Here is a 17,336-nt window from a genome sequence, read left to right as displayed (position 1 = left end):
GCCCCCGATTTTGCGGCCAAGGTGTCTTCCCGGGTGCCTCGTACTGAGCGTGAGGAGGTTCTTGCGGGTCTGTTCGCCGAGGTGCTGGGTTTGGAGTGGGTGGGGATCGATGACGGGTTCTTTGACCTGGGCGGTGATTCCATCATCGCGATCCAGTTGGTCTCCCGTGCCCGTCAGTGCGGGTTGGTGATCTCTCCGCGTGAGGTGTTCCAGCACCAGACCGTCGAAGAACTCGCCGTCATCGCCCAGGACGCCGCCGACACCCAGGCGGTGGAGGTCGAGCCTCCGGGCGCCGGGATCGGACCCGTCCCCGCCACCCCGATCATGCACTGGTTCCGCGAGCTGCACGGCCCCGTGGACGACTACAGCCAACGGATGCTGCTGCACGCTCCCCCCGGCCTGGACCTCGCCCACCTGGCCCAGGCGTTGCAGACCCTGCTCGACCACCACGACATGCTCCGCCTGCGCATGACCGGCAACGGATTCGAGGTTGCCGAGCCGGGCACGATCGACGCCACCGCCCTCGTCCGCCGGGTGGAGGTCGCCGGGCTCGACGCCGCCGCCCTCAAGGCCACGCTCGCCGAGGAGGGCGCCGCCGCCAGGTCCAGGCTGCGTCCCGCGGACGGGGTCATGGCCCAGCTCGTCCACTTCGACGCCGGCCCCGACGCGCAGGGACGGCTGCTGCTCACCTTGCATCACCTGGTCGTGGACGGGGTGTCCTGGCGGATCCTGCTGCCCGACCTGGTCACCGCCTGGGCCGCCATCAGCGCCGGACAGACCCCGGCCCTGGAACCGGTCGGCACCTCCTTCCGCCGCTGGGCGCAGCGGCTCGTCGCCGAGGCCACCGACCCCGCCCGTACCGCCGAACTGGGCACCTGGACGGAGGTCCTGCGCACCCCCGACCCGCTGCTGGGCGCCCGCCGGCCCGACCCGGGCGCCGACACGTTCGGCAGCGCCCGGCAGCTCACCCTCGACCTGCCCGCCGACATCACCGAGCCGCTGCTGACCTCGGTGCCCGCCGCGTTCCACGGCCGGGTCAACGACGTCATGCTCACCGGCCTGGCGCTGGCCGTCGCCCACCGCCGTCCCGGTCCGCAGACCGCCGTCCTGGTCAACCTGGAGGGGCACGGCCGCGAGGAGATCGTCCCGGGCGTGGACCTGTCCCGCACGGCGGGCTGGTTCACCACCATCCACCCCGTCCGACTGGATCCCGGTGCCGTCCCCTGGCCCGAGGTCCAGGCCGGCGGCCCGCCGGTCGGCACCGCCCTCAAGCTGGTCAAGGAGCAGCTCCGGGAGGTCCCCGACCACGGGATCGGCTACGGCCTGCTGCGCCACCTCAACCCGAAGACCGCCGCGGAACTGGCCGACCTGCCACAGCCGCAGATCGCCTTCAACTACCTCGGCCGGGTCGCCGCCGACGCCGAGGGGCAGGCCGCCGACTGGTCCCCGGCCGCACCCGCCGAGGCCGAGGCCTTGGGCGCTGGCCAGCACCCGGACCTGGCCATGCCGCACACGCTGGAGATCAGCGCCCACACCCGCGATCTGCCCACCGGTCCGGAGCTGAGCGCCACCTGGATCTGGCCGGGCGGCCTGCTGGCCGAGGACGAGGTGCGGGCGCTGGCCGAGGCGTGGTTCGAGGCGCTGCGCGGCCTGGTGGCGCACGCCGCCACCGAGGGCGCGGGCGGCTTCACGCCCTCCGACATCTCGCTGGTCTCGCTCACCCAGGACGAGATCGACGAATTCGCCGCCGAGCTGGACGATGGGGAGTGGGACTGATGACGCAGCCGAAGCGGTCACAACTGGAGGACATCCTGCCGCTGTCGCCCCTTCAGCAGGGCCTGTTCTTCCACGCGCTCCACGACGCCGACAGCGACGTCTACACCGCACAGGGCGTCCTGGACCTGGAAGGGCCGCTGGAGGCCGCGACGCTGCGCCGGGCCGCCGCCACGCTGCTGCGCCGCCACGCCAACCTGCGCACCGGCTTCCGGCAGCGCAAGGAGGGCTCGCCCGTCCAGGTCGTGCACCGCGAGGTGACGCTGCCCTGGCAGGAGGTCGACCTGTCCGGCCTACCCGCCGCGCAGGCCGAGGCGGAGGCCGTGCGGCTGGCCGACGCCGAGCGGGCGCACCGCTGGGACATGGCCCGCCCGCCGCTGCTGCGGTTCCTGCTGGCCAGGCTGGGGCCCGACCGGCACCGCCTGATCTTCACCAACCACCACATCCTGCTGGACGGCTGGTCCACCCCGATCCTGCAGACCGAGCTGTTCGCGCTGTACGTGGCGGGCGGCAACGACACCGGCCTGCCGCGCGTCACCCCGTACAAGAACTACCTGGCCTGGGTCGCCCGGCAGGACCGCGCCGCCGCCGAGGCCGCCTGGCGGGACGCGCTGGCCGGGCTGGAGGAGCCCACGCTGGTCGCCCCGCAGGCCGCGGGCGGCGACCCGGCCGTCCCGCAGCGGGTCCGCGTCAGGCTGGAGACGGACCTCACCGCCGCGCTCACCGAACGCGCCAGGGCCCACGGCACCACGCTCAGCACCGTCCTGCAGCTCGCGTGGGGACTGCTGCTGGGCCGGCTGACCGGGCGGACCGACGTGGTCTTCGGGGTGGCCGTCTCGGGCCGCCCGCCCGAGCTGCCCGGCGTCGAGCAGATGATCGGCCTGTTCATCAACACCATCCCGGTGCGGGTGCGTCTCCGGCCCGCCGACACCGTCGCCGACGCCCTGCGCGCCCTGCAGCGCGAGCAGGCCGACCTGATGCCCCACCATCACCTCGGGCTGGCCGACATCCAGCGGCTCAGCGGGCTCGGCGGCCTGTTCGACACCATGACGGTGCTGGAGAACTACCCGTTCGACCCCGACTCCGAGGGCGCCGACCTGGGCGGGCTGCGGGTGCGGGGAACCGGCGGCCACGACGCCTCGCACTACCCGCTGGCACTGGCCGCCGTGCCGGGGGAGCGGCTGTCGCTGCGGCTGGACCACCGGCCCGACGTGTTCACCGCCGAGGCCGCCAAGAGGCTCATGCGGCGGCTGCGGCGGGTGCTGTCCGCCATCGCCCACGAGCCGGACCTGCCGTTGGCCCGCATCGACGTCCTGGACGACGACGAGCGCGAACGGCTGCTCGTCGGCTGGCAGGGGCCCGCCGTTCCGCGCCCGGACGGCCCGTGGTCCATCACCGAACGGTTCGCCCACCACGTCCGCACCGCGCCGGACGCCGTCGCGCTGCGCGAGCTGACCGCCGGCGGGCCGGCACGCTCCATCACCTACGCCGAGCTGGACGAGCGCGCCAACCGCCTCGCGCACCGGCTCATCGGGCTCGGCGTGCGCCCCGAGACCCCGGTGGCGATGCTGGTCGAACGGTCCGCGCACGTCGTCGTGGCCACCCTGGCGATCCTCAAGGCAGGCGGCGTGTACGCGCCCATCCACCACAGCTACCCGCCCGACCGGATGGCCTGGGCGGTCGAGGAGACCGGGGCACCGGTCCTGCTGCTGGACACGGTGACGGCCCGGCACCCGTTCGAGCACTCCGCCCAGGCGGTCGTGGTGGACGACGACCCGGAGACAGCCGCGCTGCCCGCCACCGACCCCGGCGTCGTCAACCATCCCGACCAGACCGCGTACGTGCTGTTCACCTCCGGGTCCACCGGCCTGCCCAAGGGCGTGGCGGTCCGGCACCGCGACGTGGTGGACCTGGCGCTGGACACCAGCATGCGGGACGGCGCGCACGACCGGATCCTGTGCCACTCGCCGCACGCCTTCGACGCCTCCACCTACGAGCTGTGGGTGGCGCTGCTGGCGGGCGGGACCGTCGTCATCGCCCCGCCCGGCGAGGTGGACGCCGCCGCGCTGGAACGCATCGTCGCCGCCGAGGACGTCACCGGCCTGTTCATCACCACCACGCTGTTCAACCTGGTCGCCGAGGAGCGCCCGGCCGCGTTCGCCGGGCTGAAGGAGGTACTGACCGGCGGCGAGGCGGGCTCCCCGGCGGCCATGCGCAAGGTGCTGGCGGCCTGCCCCGGTACCAGGGTCGGCAACGTCTACGGGCCCACCGAGGCCACCACCTACACCACCGTCCTGTCGATGCGGGAGGTGCTGGCCGGCGGCGAGCAGGCCGCGCTGCTCGGCCGCCCGATCGACAACATGCGGGTGTACGTGCTGGACGCCGGGCTGCGGCCGGTGCCGCCGGGGGTGACCGGCGAGGCGTACGTCGCCGGCGCCGGGCTCGGCCGCGGCTACCTGAACCGGCGCGCGCTCACCGCCGAACGCTACGTCGCCGACCCGTTCGGCGCGCCCGGCGACCGCATGTACCGCACCGGCGACCTGATGCGGTGGCGGCCGGACGGGATGCTGGAGTACGTCGACCGCGCCGACTTCCAGGTCAAGATCCGCGGCTTCCGCATCGAGCTGGGCGAGATCGAGGCGGTGCTGGCCCGGCATCCCGACGTCGCCAACGTCGCGGTGATCGCCCGCGAGGACCGGCCCGGCGACAAGCGGCTGGTCGGCTATGTCGTCCCCGTCGCCGGCCGCGAGCCCGACCCGGCCGAGCTGCGCCGCCATGTGGGCGCCGCGCTGCCGGACTACATGGTGCCCGCCGCCGTGCTGCTGCTGGGCACCCTGCCCACCAACCCCAACGGCAAGCTGGACCGGGGCGCCCTGCCCGCGCCCGACTTCGGCGTGCTGTCGGCCGGCCGCGACCCGGACGGCCCCGAGGAGGAGGTGCTGTGCGGGCTGTTCGCCGAGGTCCTCGGTCTGGAACGGGTCGGCGCCGACGTCGGCTTCTTCGACCTCGGCGGGGACAGCATCGCCGTGATGCGGCTGGTCACCCGGGCGCGGCAGGCCGGGCTGGAGATGACGCCGCGTGAGGTGTTCGCCCACCAGAGCGTCGAGGCGCTGGTACGGGCCCGCGGTCGGGACGGGCAGGACGCGCCCAGCCTGGAGGTGCTGCTGCCGATCCGGGCCACCGGCTCCCGCCCGCCGCTGTTCTTCGTCCACCCGGCCGGCGGCCTGGCCTGGCCCTACTTCCAGTTCCAGCGGCACCTGGGACCCGAGCAGCCGATCTACGGGCTGCAGGCGCGCGCCTTCACCTCCGGTGAGCTGCCCGAGTCGGTGAACGCGATGGCCGCCGACTACCTGGAGCGGATCCGCGAGGTCCAGCCGCACGGCCCCTACCACCTGGCGGGCTGGTCGCTGGGCGGGCTGGTCGCCTACGAGATCGCCTGCCGCCTCCAGGCGGCGGGGGAGGACGTCGGGCTGCTGGTGCTGATCGACTCCTACCACGGCCAGGACCTCGACGCCGCCAAGCGCGAGGTGCTGCCGGAACTGCTGGAGGCCGCCGGGATCGACGCCGGCATGAACGCCGACGGCGCCCCCGACCTGGACCACATCATGCGCGTCATTAAGGAGCGCGGCGACGCGTTCGCCACCCTCGACGAGGACGGCTTGACCAACCTGTACCGCAACTACGAGAACGGGCTGCGCTGCGCCGAGGAGTACCGTCCGGGGCGCTTCCGCGGCGATGTCGTCTTCTTCACCGCCACCCGGGGCCGTCCTGCCGGCGCGCCGACCGCCCGCGGCAACTGGCAGCCGGTCACTGAGGGCCAGATCGAGGACTATCCGGTCGACGCCGAGCACCATCTGCTGATGGAGCCCGCCCCGGTGGCCGAGATCGGCGCCGTCCTGGCCGCCCGGCTCGACAAGCTGCACTCCAGCTAAGGTTACCCTTACCTCAGCCCCCCGAGAGGATCACCGATGACCAACCCCTTCGAGGACCCCGACGGCACGTTCCTGGTGCTGGTCAACGACGAGGGCCAGTACTCGCTGTGGCCGTCGTTCGCCGAGGTTCCGGCCGGCTGGACGGTGGCCAAGACCGCCGACACCCGGCAGGCGTGCCTGGACTACGTCGAGGCCAACTGGACCGACATGCGGCCCAAGAGCCTGGTCGAGGCCATGGAGGGCCGGGCTTGACCTGGTTCCGCTGCGCCGAGACCCGCCCGTGGGCGTCGCTGCGGCTGTTCTGCTTCCCGCACGCGGGCGGCTCCGCCGTGGCCTACCGGTCCTGGGGCAAGGAGCTGAGCGCGGCCGTCGAGGTGCACGCCGTGCAGTACCCCGGCCGGGCCGACCGGCTGGCCGAGCCGCTGGTCGGCGACGCCCACCGGCTGGCCCGGCTCGTCGCCGGGGCGATGGCCCCGATGATGGACCGGCCCGCCGCCCTGTTCGGGCACAGCATGGGCGCGATCGTGGCCTACGAGACCGCCCGGCTGCTGGAGGAGCGCGGCGCCCCTCCCACGCACCTGTTCGCCTCCGGGGCCCGCCCGCCGCACCGGCGCGACGTGGACGCCGAGGGCCGGGTCGCCGACCGCGACGACGACGGCGTGGTGGCCGCGCTGGCGGAGCTGGGCGGCAGCGACGCCGAGGTGCTGGCCGACCCGGAGATGCGCGAACTCGTCCTGCCGTACGTGCGCAACGACTTCCGCCTGATCGAGGACTACCAGCGCCGCCCCGGCCCGAACCCGGCCGTCCCGGTCACCGCGCTCATCGGCGACAGCGACCCGCACGTGGACGAGGTCCGGGCACGCGAGTGGGCCGAGGCCACCGACGGCCCCTTCACCCTGAAGGTCCTGCCGGGCGATCACTTCTACCTCGTTCCCCGCCAGTCCGAGGTGCTGCGCGAGATCGAACGCGCCCTGCACGTGCCCAGCTGACGCCCGGCCCGCCGCGTGGGCTCCGGGAGACGGGCCGGAACCCCGCCTTCGCGGGGACCCGCCGTCCGGGCCGCTAGCGGGCGGAGTCCTCGCGCAGGGCGACGGCGGCGGCCTGGGTGCGGCTGGTCACCCCCAGCTTGGCCAGGATGTTGGACACGTGCACGCTGGCGGTCTTGGGGGAGATGTACAGCTCGGCGGCGATCTCGCGGTTGCCCAGGCCCTTGGCCACCAGCCTCAGCACCTCCCGTTCGCGGGCGGTCAGACCCGCCAGCGGTGAGGACGCGGCGGCCGGTGCGGGCCGCCGATCCGTCAGCCGGGCCCGGCGTCCGAGATCGTCCAGCGCCCGGCGCAGCGGGGCCGCGCCCAGCCGGTCGGCGGTCCGCACCGCCTGCCGCCACTCGGCCGCGGCGGCCTCGCGGTCACCGTGGGCGGCCAGTGACTCGGCCAACCGCCAGCGAGAACGCGCCACCTCGTAGGCGAAGCCGTAGTCGAAGCCCTCCACCACCGCACGCCAGTGCGCGGGCTCGTCGTCGCCGTGTGCCCGGTGCCACTCGGCCTCCGCCCGCGCCAGCCAGGCCAGGCCCTCAAGGCCCAGCCAGCCGCGCCGGTGCCCATAGGTGGTGTGGGCGGCGGCCTCCCGCGCCCGTCCGAGCAGCTCGTCGGCGGTCCGCACCGCCTTCTCCGCGGCGGCCGGGTCCCCGGCGGACCGGGCCCGCACGGCACGGTCGGCGTGGGCCCACAGGGCGGTGGCGGCGATGCGGATCACGGCCGGGTCGTGCGGCAGCAGCGCGCCGAGCGCGGCTTCGGCATGACCGAGCGCGGTGTCGTCGTCGCCCTGCCACAGGGCGTGCTCGGCGGCCAGGCCCCGGCCCATGAAGGTGACGAAGTCGTCGGTGTCCCACAGCCGCGCCAGCCAGCCGAGCCGCTCATCGGCCGTGGGGACGCCCCGGGCGACGTCGATGAACAGCGCGAAGCTCGACAGCGACGCCTCGGCCTGCGTGCCCACCCGGATGCCGAAGCCGTCGCTGATCCGCGCGGCCTCCTCCCAGTCCCCGATCGTGTAGTGCACCAGGTACCGCATGAACCGCATGTTGATGCCGTAGGTGCTCCAGTCCAGCCCGGCGTCGAGGGTGAAGCGCACGCCTTCCTCGATGGCCTCCCGGGCGCCCGTCAGGTCGCCGCGGTCGAACCTGGCTCGCGCCCGGTGGAAGCCCGCGCGCAGCGCGACCTGCAGGTCGCCGGAACCGACCCCCAGCCGCCAGGCCGCCGCGAACATCTCCTCGGCGCCGGAGTCCTCGCGTTCCGGCTCGATGTGCAGGCCTCGCGAGATCAGTGCGCTGGCCTCGGCGTCGGCGGCCCCGGTGGCGCGGGCCGTCGCGATCGCCTCCCGCGTCAGGTCGCTCAGCTCCGCGTACTCCCCGTACCAGATGAGCGAACGGGCCAGGGTGGCCATCGCGCGGGCGCGCTGGGCGGTCGGCGGGTCCTGCGGCAGCACCTCGATGGCGGCGCGGGCGGCGGCGGACGACTCCTCGACCAGGTCCAGGTCACCCAGGTAGTAGGCCAGCCGCTCGTGGACCTCGCTGAGCAGCAGCCGATCGTCCGGATCGACGGCCTCCAGCAGCCGCTGCACCCGGTGCCTGGCCCGGCGCAGGTCGCCGGCCGCCGCCGAGGCCGCCGCCGCGCGCAGAGACAGGCGGATCCGGTCGGTCCCGGCCGCCTCCCGCGGGCCGGGCACCGCGTCCCACAACGACAGCGCCCGATCGTAGTGCTCGTGCGCCTCGGCCGGGGCGCCGACCCGCTCGGCGTCCCAGGCCGCCTCCAGCGAGGCGGCGAACGCGGTCGGCAGGTCGTGCGCGGCCATGCTGTGGTGCGCCAGCTCGGCGGCCGAACGGCCGATCCCGGTGCCTCGGCCGGACAGCAGCGCGGCGAACGCGGCGTGCAGCCGGGTCCGCTCCCCGGGCAGCAGGTCGCCGTAGACCGCCTCGCGCAGCAGCGCGTGCCGGAACACGTAACCGTCGGGGCCGTCGGGCAGCAGCAGTTGGTGGGAGACGATCTCGCGCAGCGCCTGCTCGACCTCGGCCTCGTCCAGCCCGGACACCTGCCGCAGCAGCCGGTCGTTGACCCGGCGCCCGGCCACGGCGGCGGCCCGGACCACCCGTTGGGCGGGCTCGCGCAGCCGTTCCACCCGGGCCAGCAGCAGGTCGGCCAGCGCGGGCGGCAGGCTCTCCCCGTCGCGGGCGGCGGCCAGTAGCTCGGCGGCGTAGAACGGGTTGCCCTCCGAGCGAGCGTGCACCTGCTCGACCACCTCCGCCGGCAGGTCGCCGCCCTGCAGCGAGACCAGGTAGTCGGCGGTCTCCCGCCGCTCGAACGGGCGCACCTCCACGGCCGACACGCTGGGCAGCCGCAGCAGCTCGGCCACCAGGGGACGCAGCGGATGACGGCGGTGCAAGTCGTCGGAACGGTAGGTGCCGACCAGGCACACCCGTTCGCTCTGCAGCACCCGGCTGAGGAAGGTGAGCAGGTCCCGGGTGGAGCGGTCGGCCCAGTGCAGGTCCTCCAGTACCAGCAGCACCGGCCGGGCGTCCGACAGCTCCCCCAGCAGCCCGAGCGCGGCGCCGAACAGCCGCTGCTGCGCCAGGCCGGAGGCGTCACCGCCGGCCGGGCCCGCGCCGTCCGGCAGCAGCCGGCCCAGCACCGGCCGCGAGTCCAGCGCGGCGCGCAACACGGTCAGCCGGTCGGCGGGGACGCGCGGGTCACGGGTGGCGGTCCACAGCGCGTCGGCCAGCGGCAGGTACGGCATGCTCTCGCCCAGCTCGGCGCACTGCCCGACCAGCACCAGCCCGCCGCGCCTGCGGGCGGTCGCGCACAGCTCGGCCACCAGCCGGGACTTGCCGACCCCGGCGTCCCCGCTGACCAGCACCACCCCGGACTGCCCGGCCTCGGCGCGGTCCAGGGCGGCCACCAGCGCGCCGAGCTCGTCCCGCCGCCCGACCAGCCCGTCCTGGGCCACGTGACGCCTCCCGTGCGCTCGTGGTTCCGCCACCGGCGGAACGTCCCTGCGAGGGTACCCGCGGCGGACACGGAACGGCGGCTCCCGGGGCGGGGCCGGGAGCCGCCGTGGGCTCGTAGAACGGAGCTCGGAAGAACGGGCGCGGAAGGCCGGGCTCGGAAGCCGGAGGGTCAGACGCCGGCGCCCACCGGCTCCTCCTCTTCCCGCCGCGCCTCGGCCAGGGCGGCGGGCTCCGGCTCGGGCTCGGGCAGCAGCCGGGCGTAGGCGCGGGCGGTCTCGGCGGCGATCCGCTCCCAGCCGTAGCGGGAGTGGGCGCGGTCGGCGGCGGCGATGGCCCAGGCCGACAGCGTGGTCTCCTCGGCCAGCAGCCGCCGCAGCGCGCGGCCGAGGGCCACCGGCTGGCCGGCCGGCACGTGCAGCCCGGTGACGTGGTCCAGCACGCTGTCGGCGCTGGCCCCCGACGGCACCGTGACCACCGGGACGCCGCAGGCCATGGCCTCCAGCGGGGTCATCCCGGACGGCTGGTGCGGGGCCAGGCACAGCGCCAGCCGGGCGGTGCGCAGCAGCTTGGGGACGTCCTTGCGGGGCAGCCGGCCCAGGAACAGCGCGCGGTCGGCGACGTCCAGCTCCTTGGCCAGGGTGCGCAGCCGGTGCACCACGGGGTCGTTCTCCAGCTCCTCGCGGGCCGGGCCGCCCGCCACCACCAGCTCGGCGTCGGGGACGTGCACGAGCGCGCGGATGGCGGTGGCCACGCCGCCGTTCTCCAGGTCACCGCAGACCATGACCAGGCGGGGCCTTCTTCCGCGCGGCATCGCCGGGCCCGTCTGGCGGAACCGCTCGCCGTCCACCCCGTAGGGCACCACGGTGATCCGGGGACGGGCCACGCCCATCCGGACCAGTTCGTCGGCCTCGTTGTCGCAGCCGGCCAGCACCTGGGTGACGCCGCGGCCGAGCGCCCGCTCGATCCGCACGCGGGCCGGGTGCACGGTGCGCCGCCCGCCGGGACGGCGGCTCTCCACCACGCCGAGGCCGTGGAAGGACTGCACCAGCGGGATGTCGGTGTCCTGGACGGCGGCGTAGGCGGCCAGGCCGCCGAGCCAGCCGTGTGCGTGCACCAGGTCGGGCCGCTGCCGGGGCTGCGCCAGCCGGCGGCTCAGCTCCTCGGTGAAGGCCTTGACGTGCGGCAGGGTGCGGGCCTCGTCGAGCGGGCGGGCCGGGCCCGCGGGCAGCTGCTCCAGGGTGGCGCCGGCGCCGAGCCGGATCCGGGGTCGCGCATCTTCGGCGGTGCGCCGGGCATAGACGGTCACGCGGTGGCCCTGGCGGCCCAGGGTGCGGGCGAGCTCGAGGACGTGGATGGTGTGGACGTCGGTACCGGCGGTGTCGGTCGCCAGGTCGGCCATCGTGACGAGCGCGATGTTCAGGGAAGAGGGCATGGCGCGGCCTCCGGGATTCACACAGGGAAGGGAACCAGGAGGTATCTGCGTCTTAGACACCCACGGAGATCGTTGTTTCCAAGGTCCTTTCCCGCCAAACATGCGAAGCGGGGATCTTTTCCTTCCCGTGGTGTGATCACTGCCTCGTGGCGATCGGCCGCCGCCCGGGCTACGGCCGTGATAATGGGCTGATGAGCGGCAGGGTCTGGTACGTGGCGTACGGGTCGAACCTGGCGAGTGAACGGTTCCGGTGCTATCTGGCCGGCGGGCGGCCGGACGGCGCGGCCCGCCACTACACCGGGTGCCGTGACACCGCCCCCGCGCAGGCCGAGCGGGCGATGACGCTGCCCGGCGGCATCTACTTCGCGCACACCTCGCTGACCTGGGGCGGCGGCATGGCCTTCTACGATCCGCGGCTGCCGTCGCGGACCGCCGCCCGCGCCTACCTGCTGACGGCCGGGCAGTTCGCCGACGTCATCGCCCAGGAGATGCGGCGGGAGGTGGGGGAGGACCTCGACCTGTCGGAGGCGGCCGAGACCGGGCGGCAGCGGCTTGGACCCGGCCGGTACGAGACGGTCATCAAGGTGGGGGAGTCGGGCGGCCGCCCGATGTTCACCTTCACCGCTCCGCACGGGGCGGCGCAGGCTCGGCTGAACGCCCCGTCCGCCCCCTACCTGAGAATGCTGGGCCGTGGCCTGCGCGAGGCGCACGGCTGGTCGGCCGAGCGCACCGCGTCCTACCTCCTCGCATGTCCCGGCGCCCGCGAGGGCTGGTCGCACTCGGCGGTCGCCGGGCTGCTGGAGGGGGCCGGTCAGCGTCTCGGATAGCGCAGCAGGAGGCTGGCGTGCACGTCCTGTCCCCCAATGACCCGGTAGCCGTGCGGGACGTCCGACCGCCAGGTCACATAGTCACCGGGCCCCGCCTCCCGGAGTGAGCCGATCGGCCCGGCCAGCAGCGTCCCGGCGAACACGGTGAGATGCTCGGTGACCCCGGGCGGGTGCGGCGGCGAGGTCTGCGCCGTCCCGGCGGGGAAGCGCACCTGGTACAGCTCGTAGGTCACTGTTTCGTCGTCGAAGACCCGTAGCAGTGTGGCCTCGACGGACTCGCCGTGGAACACCGGCGAATCCGGTTCGGTCGACTGGCCGGGCGGCCGGGTGAAGAGGGCGGTCAGCGGCACCCCCAGTTCGCCGGTGACCGCCCACAGCGTCTCCAGGGTGGGGTTGCGGGTGCCCGCCTCCAGACCGGACAGGGTCGCCTTCCCGACGCCCGCGCGGCGGGCCAGCTCCGACAGCGACAGGCCGCGCTCCTCGCGCAACGCGCGCAGCCGCCGTCCCACGTCCGCCAGATCGGCCGTGCCGTCGTCCATTGCCGGGCGATTTGTCGCGCTGGAGTCCATGGCGCTATCGTTCCACGCACGAAACGTTCCGTTTATGGAACGACGGGGAGGCGGGGCCCATGGGACGGACGACGCAGCCGGTGCTGGCCGGTCTGGTGACCGCGCTGGTCGGATTCGCCAGTTCCTTCGCGATCGTGCTGGCCGGGCTGCGCGCGGTCGGCGCCGACCCCCGGCAGGCCGCCTCCGGGCTGCTGGCGCTGTGCGTGGCGGCGGGCGTGACGGCGATCTGGCTGGGCCTGTGGCGGCGGATGCCGATCAGCATCGCCTGGTCCACCCCGGGCGCGGCGCTGCTGGTGTCCACCGGGACCGTCGAGGGCGGGTTCGCCGCCGCCGTGGGCGCCTTCGTCGTCTGCGGCCTGCTGATCGCGATCACCGGCCTGTTCGCGCCGCTGGGCCGCTGGATCGCGGCGATCCCGCAGCCGCTGGCCGCCGCCATGCTCGCCGGCGTCCTGCTGGAGCTGTGCGTGGCCCCGGCCCGCGCGCTGGCCGAGGTCCCGCTGATGGCCGTGCCGGTCGTGCTCACCTGGGCGCTGCTGAGCCGGTTCGCCAAGGCGTGGGCGATGCCGGCGGCGCTCGTCGTGGCGGTGGTGGCGATCGCGCTGGACGGTGCGGACGGCCTGGACGGCGCGGCGCTGGCGCCGGTGGTCGAGCCGACCGTGCCGCAGTGGAGCCTGCCCGCCATGGTCAGCATCGCCTTCCCGCTCTACCTGGTCACCATGGCCTCCCAGAACGTGCCCGGCATGGCGGTGCTGGCCGGCTACGGCTACCGGCCCGCGCTGCCGGGGATCCTGGTGGGCACCGGGCTGGGCAGCGCCGCCGCCGCGCCCCTGGGCGGGCACGCGGTCAACCTGGCCGCGATCACCGCCGCGCTGGCGGCCGGGCCGGACGCCCACCCCGACCCCGGCCGCCGCTGGATCGCCTCGGTCACCGCGGGCGCCACGATGATCGCCCTCGGCCTCGGCGCGGGCCTGGCCACCGCGCTGGTGCTGGCCTCCCCGCCGGTGCTGATCGAGGGGGTGGCCGGGCTGGCGCTGCTGGGGGCGCTGGGATCGGCGGTCACCACGGCCATCGCCGACCCCACCAGGCGCGAGGCCGCTGTCGTCACGTTCGCGGTGACCGCCTCGGGGGTGACGATCGCCGGCATCGGCGCCGCCTTCTGGGGCCTGCTGGCCGGAGCGTTCATGCTGCTGCTGCACCGCCGCCGTCCCGCCGGGGACGAGTCCGCCGACCGGGAGCCGGCCGAGGTGGCGGTCGGCGCCCGATGAGGGGATAGTGGCGTTCATGAACGTCGGTGATCTGGTGGACGACTTCGAGCTTCCCGACGAGCAGGGCGAGCCGCGCAAGCTCAGCGACCTGCTGGCCGACGGGCCGGTCGTGCTGTTCTTCTATCCGGCCGCGATGACGGCGGGCTGCACCGCGGAGGCGTGTCACTTCCGCGATCTGGCCACCGAGTTCGCCGAGGTGGGGGCGCGCCCGGTCGGCATCAGCGCCGACCCGGTGAGCAAGCAGCGCGAGTTCACCGGCAAGCACGGGTTCGGCTTCCCGCTGCTGAGCGATGAGGACGGCGAGGTCGCCCGGCGCTTCGGCGTGCGGCGGGGCTTCGCGCTCGCCCCGACCAAGCGGCAGACGTTCGTGATCGGCACCGACCGCCGCGTCATCGAGATCGTCAAGAGCGAGATCCGCATGAACGTGCACGCCGACCGGGCCCTGGCGGCACTGCGCCGCCGCTGACCCCGCGGGCGCGGTCCGGGACGTCACCGGGCGGGGGAGCGCCGGGGCCGGAGTCCGGGAGGTCGCCGGGCGGAGAGCCGCCGGGGCCGGGGAGTTCTGGCCGGTGGCCGGCCCGCGTCTCCCTCCGCCCACGGGCCGATCGTGGGAGGGCCGCCGTGCGGTGGTCTCGGCCGGCCCCGCCTCGGTTCCCGGTGCCGCCCGGCACCGGGCCGTTCGCCTGCCCTCGCGGAGCCTGCGGAGTGGCCCGCCCGGCGGCGTGAGTCTCGCTACGATCGAACCCGACCGCAAATCCTGATTTATCTGAATAGAACGGACGAACGTGCCTGATCCGGTGGAATGGGGACGGGTGCTGGCCGGTGTCATCGTGGTGGCGTCGGCCCTGCTGGTCGGGATCGTGCTACGCACGCTGCTGCGGCGGCTGACCGAACGCGCCGAGGACACCAGGTGGGCGTGGGACGACCTGCTCGTCCGACTGCTGCGCGATCTGGCGGTGGTGCTGACCACCACGGCGGGACTGTGGGCGGCGGTGCTGACCGTCCGGTTCCAGCCCGGCACCCGCGAGGTGATCGCCTCGGTGTTGATCGCCGTGATCATCATGGCGGTGACGCTGGCCAGCGCGCGGCTGGCGGCCGGCATCGTCACCTCGGTCGCGCTGGCCCGCTCCGGGGTCGCCCAGTCGGTGACCATCTTCGCCAACATCACCCGCACCGTGGTGCTGGTGGTCGGCACGCTGGTGCTGCTGCAGAGCATGGGCGTGTCCATCACCCCGATGCTCACCGCGCTGGGCGTCGGCGGCCTGGCGGTCGCGCTGGCGCTGCAGGACACCCTGGCCAACCTGTTCGCCGGGGTGCACATCCTGGCCTCCAAGACCGTCGAACCGGGCGACTTCGTCCGGCTCAGCAGCGGGGAGGAGGGCAACATCGTCGACATCAACTGGCGCAACACCACCATCCGCACCATGTCCGACAACCTGGTGGTGGTGCCCAACGCCCGCTTCGCCGACGTCATCTTGACCAACTTCCACGGGCCCGAGCAGGAGATGGGCATCCTGATCGCGGCCAAGGTCGCCTACGACAGCGACCTGGAGCAGGTGGAGAAGGTCACCATCGAGGTCGGCAGCGAGGTGATGACCGAAGTCGAGGGCGGCGTGCCCGAGTACCAGCCGCTGGTGCGCTTCCACACCTTCGGCGAGTCCGGCATCGACTTCACGGTCATCCTGCGCACCCGGGAGTTCAACGACCAGTTCGTGGTCAAGCACGAGTTCGTCAAGCGGCTGCACGCCCGGTTCCGGGCCGAGGGCATCCGGATCCCGCTGCCCACCCGCAACCTGGTCTTCGCCGAGGGGCGGGACGCGGTGCCGCTGCCGGCGCACCCGGTGCCGTGACGGGCCCGCGCCGGGCGGCGGGCGCATGAGGGCGACGGCCGCGTGAGGGCGATGGGAAACCGCCGCGCCGTCGTCTCCGTCGCACTGATCGTGCTGGCCGCCCTCAACCTGCGTCCGGCGGTGGCGACGGTGGGCCCGCTGCTCACCGCCATCACCGGCGACCTGGACCTGTCGGGTCCGGCGGCCGGGGCGCTGACCACGCTGCCGCTGCTGTGCTTCGGCGCGGTCGGGCTGGCCGCCCCGGCGCTGCGCGGCAGGGTGGGCGAGGAGCCGCTGCTGGCGGCCGGCATGGGCCTGCTGGTGGCCGGGCTGCTGCTGCGGGCGGGGCCGGTGCCGGCCACCCTGTTCGCCGGGTCGCTGGTGGTGGGCCTGGCGATCGGCGTCGGCAACGTGGTCATGCCCGCGTTGATCAAGCGGGAGCATCCCGGCTCGGTCACGCTGGTCACCTCGCTGTACTCCACCGCGCTGACGGTGGGGGCGGCCGTGTCGGCGGCCGTGGTGGTGCCGCTCGACCAGGCCCTGGCGGGCGGCTGGCGGGTGCCGCTGGCGCTGCTGGCGGTGCCCGCCGCGCTGGCCCTGCTGGGCTGGCTGCCGCGCGCCCTGCGGCGTCCGGCGCCCTCGGACGGTCCCGGGGCGGCCCGGCGCGCCGCCGCCCCCGGCCTGTGGCGCGACCGGCTGGCCTGGCAGGTCAGCGCCTTCATGGGACTGCAGTCCCTGCTGGCCTACGTGGTGTTCGGCTGGCTGCCGACGCTCGGCCAGGACCGCGGGATGAGCGAGGCCGACGCCGGGCTGCTGCTGGCGGTCACCTCGATCGTGCAGGCGGCCGGCTCGCTGGCGGTCCCGGTGGCCGACCGGCGGCTGCCCGACCAGCGGGCGCAGGTGGTGACGGTGGTGGCGCTGACCTTCGCCGGCTTTGCCGCGCTGGTGTGGGCTCCGCTCGGGTTCGTCTGGGCGGCGGCGGTGGTGCTGGGCCTGGGGCAGGGCGCGCTGTTCGCGCTGGCGCTGTCGTTCCTCGGGCTGCGCGCGGGCGACGCGGCGACCGCCGCCCGGCTGTCGGCCATGGCTCAGGGCACCGGCTACCTGATCGCCGCGACCGGCCCCTTCGCGGTCGGCGCGTTGTACGACCTGACCGGCGGCTGGAACGCTCCCATCGCCTTCGTCCTGGCCATCACCGTCATCCAGGTGTTCCCCGGCCTGGCCGCCGCCCGCGACCGCACCGTCGGCTGAGCCGTCCGCGGCCGTACCGTCGGCTGAGCCGCCCACCGGTCACGCCCGGACGGCGTCCGCCCCTGACGCCGTTGTCCCGGCCAAGGTGTTCCGCCGGCCTTCGTCCCGTTCTCCTGCGGCGGGGAGCGGGAGGGAACCGTGGACGGTGGCGACCCAGGTCTGCGGGGCGGAGCCGGGTCAGGCGGCCTGGGCCCGTTCGTCCGGGGAGGCGGGCGCGTCCGCGGGGACGGTGGCGGGGCGGCGTTCGGGCAGAGCCTGCACGGTGGCCCGCCGGGTGAGCGACCAGGCCGAGGCGGGCCTTTCCCGCGCGTCCGGATAGCCGTTGAGCACCAGACCGGCCAGGCCGGTCAGCCAGACCTCGATCACCACCCGCTCGGCGGGTCCGCGTAGCGCGGGACGGCACAGATGGCGCCTGCTCAGCCTGCTCAGGTGGATCATTGCTGCCGGCTCCCTTCCGGGTC

Annotated in this window: 13 protein-coding genes; 9 read left to right on the top strand and 4 right to left on the bottom strand. The window is 74.6% G+C overall.

What is annotated here, in order from left to right; translation table 11 throughout:
* Nucleotides 1-33: 33 nt before the first annotated feature.
* From C4U03_RS26535 to C4U03_RS26520, 4 genes are read left to right on the top strand one after another with little or no spacing between them, the layout of a single operon-like run.
* Nucleotides 34-1,776: a condensation domain-containing protein gene (locus C4U03_RS26535; RefSeq protein ID WP_235018152.1), complete on the top strand. Its 1,743-nt coding sequence runs from the start codon at nt 34-36 to the stop codon at nt 1,774-1,776.
* Nucleotides 1,776-5,705: a non-ribosomal peptide synthetase gene (locus C4U03_RS26530; protein WP_103941261.1), complete on the top strand. Its 3,930-nt coding sequence runs from the start codon at nt 1,776-1,778 to the stop codon at nt 5,703-5,705. The genes C4U03_RS26535 and C4U03_RS26530 overlap by 1 nt, the downstream gene beginning before the upstream one ends.
* A gap of 36 nt (nt 5,706-5,741) precedes the next feature.
* A complete protein-coding gene (locus C4U03_RS26525) occupies nt 5,742-5,957 on the top strand; it encodes an MbtH family protein (protein WP_103941221.1) in 216 nt (71 codons plus the stop codon).
* Nucleotides 5,954-6,694, top strand: a complete 741-nt coding sequence (locus C4U03_RS26520) for a thioesterase II family protein (RefSeq protein ID WP_103941219.1) — start codon at nt 5,954-5,956, stop codon at nt 6,692-6,694. The genes C4U03_RS26525 and C4U03_RS26520 overlap by 4 nt, the downstream gene beginning before the upstream one ends.
* 73 nt (nt 6,695-6,767) lie before the next feature.
* Here the strand turns inward: C4U03_RS26520 and C4U03_RS42880 are convergent, their stop codons facing one another.
* The gene (locus C4U03_RS42880) at nt 6,768-9,704 is read right to left on the bottom strand and encodes a helix-turn-helix transcriptional regulator (protein ID WP_103941217.1); all 2,937 of its coding nucleotides are present in this window, start codon (nt 9,702-9,704) and stop codon (nt 6,768-6,770) included.
* 170 nt (nt 9,705-9,874) lie between these two features.
* Complete coding sequence (locus C4U03_RS26510) at nt 9,875-11,137, bottom strand: glycosyltransferase (RefSeq protein ID WP_103941215.1); 1,263 nt, start codon at nt 11,135-11,137, stop codon at nt 9,875-9,877.
* Between the two features lie 191 nt (nt 11,138-11,328).
* On the opposite strand from C4U03_RS26510, the gene C4U03_RS26505 reads away from it, so the two are divergent.
* The gene (locus C4U03_RS26505) at nt 11,329-11,964 is read left to right on the top strand and encodes a histone deacetylase (RefSeq protein WP_103941213.1); all 636 of its coding nucleotides are present in this window, start codon (nt 11,329-11,331) and stop codon (nt 11,962-11,964) included.
* Here the strand turns inward: C4U03_RS26505 and C4U03_RS26500 are convergent.
* The gene (locus C4U03_RS26500; protein WP_200827482.1) at nt 11,949-12,503 is read right to left on the bottom strand and encodes a helix-turn-helix domain-containing protein; all 555 of its coding nucleotides are present in this window, start codon (nt 12,501-12,503) and stop codon (nt 11,949-11,951) included. The two genes, C4U03_RS26505 and C4U03_RS26500, sit on opposite strands and share 16 nt — an antisense overlap.
* 89 nt (nt 12,504-12,592) lie before the next feature.
* Between C4U03_RS26500 and C4U03_RS26495 the strand changes: the two genes are divergently transcribed.
* From C4U03_RS26495 to C4U03_RS26480, 4 genes are all read left to right on the top strand, one after another.
* A complete protein-coding gene (locus C4U03_RS26495) occupies nt 12,593-13,798 on the top strand; it encodes a benzoate/H(+) symporter BenE family transporter (RefSeq protein WP_103941209.1) in 1,206 nt (401 codons plus the stop codon).
* Between the two features lie 16 nt (nt 13,799-13,814).
* Nucleotides 13,815-14,264, top strand: coding sequence for a peroxiredoxin (locus C4U03_RS26490; RefSeq protein ID WP_103941259.1), 450 nt, complete (start codon nt 13,815-13,817; stop codon nt 14,262-14,264).
* Nucleotides 14,265-14,583: 319 nt separating this feature from the next.
* Nucleotides 14,584-15,648 carry a mechanosensitive ion channel family protein gene (locus C4U03_RS26485; RefSeq protein WP_103941207.1) on the top strand — a complete coding sequence of 355 codons (1,065 nt, stop codon included), beginning with the start codon at nt 14,584-14,586 and terminating at the stop codon, nt 15,646-15,648.
* 51 nt (nt 15,649-15,699) lie between these two features.
* On the top strand, nt 15,700-16,875 hold the full coding sequence (locus C4U03_RS26480; protein WP_103941205.1) for a CynX/NimT family MFS transporter: 1,176 nt from the start codon (nt 15,700-15,702) through the stop codon (nt 16,873-16,875).
* A 177-nt stretch (nt 16,876-17,052) separates the two neighbouring features.
* Here the strand turns inward: C4U03_RS26480 and C4U03_RS26475 are convergent, their stop codons facing one another.
* Complete coding sequence (locus tag C4U03_RS26475; RefSeq protein WP_103941203.1) at nt 17,053-17,313, bottom strand: hypothetical protein; 261 nt, start codon at nt 17,311-17,313, stop codon at nt 17,053-17,055.
* Nucleotides 17,314-17,336: the final 23 nt, after the last annotated feature.

This window comes from Thermomonospora echinospora (assembly GCF_900108175.1).
GTDB lineage: Bacteria > Actinomycetota > Actinomycetes > Streptosporangiales > Streptosporangiaceae > Thermomonospora > Thermomonospora echinospora.
This window is presented reverse-complemented; position numbering and strand designations above follow the sequence as displayed.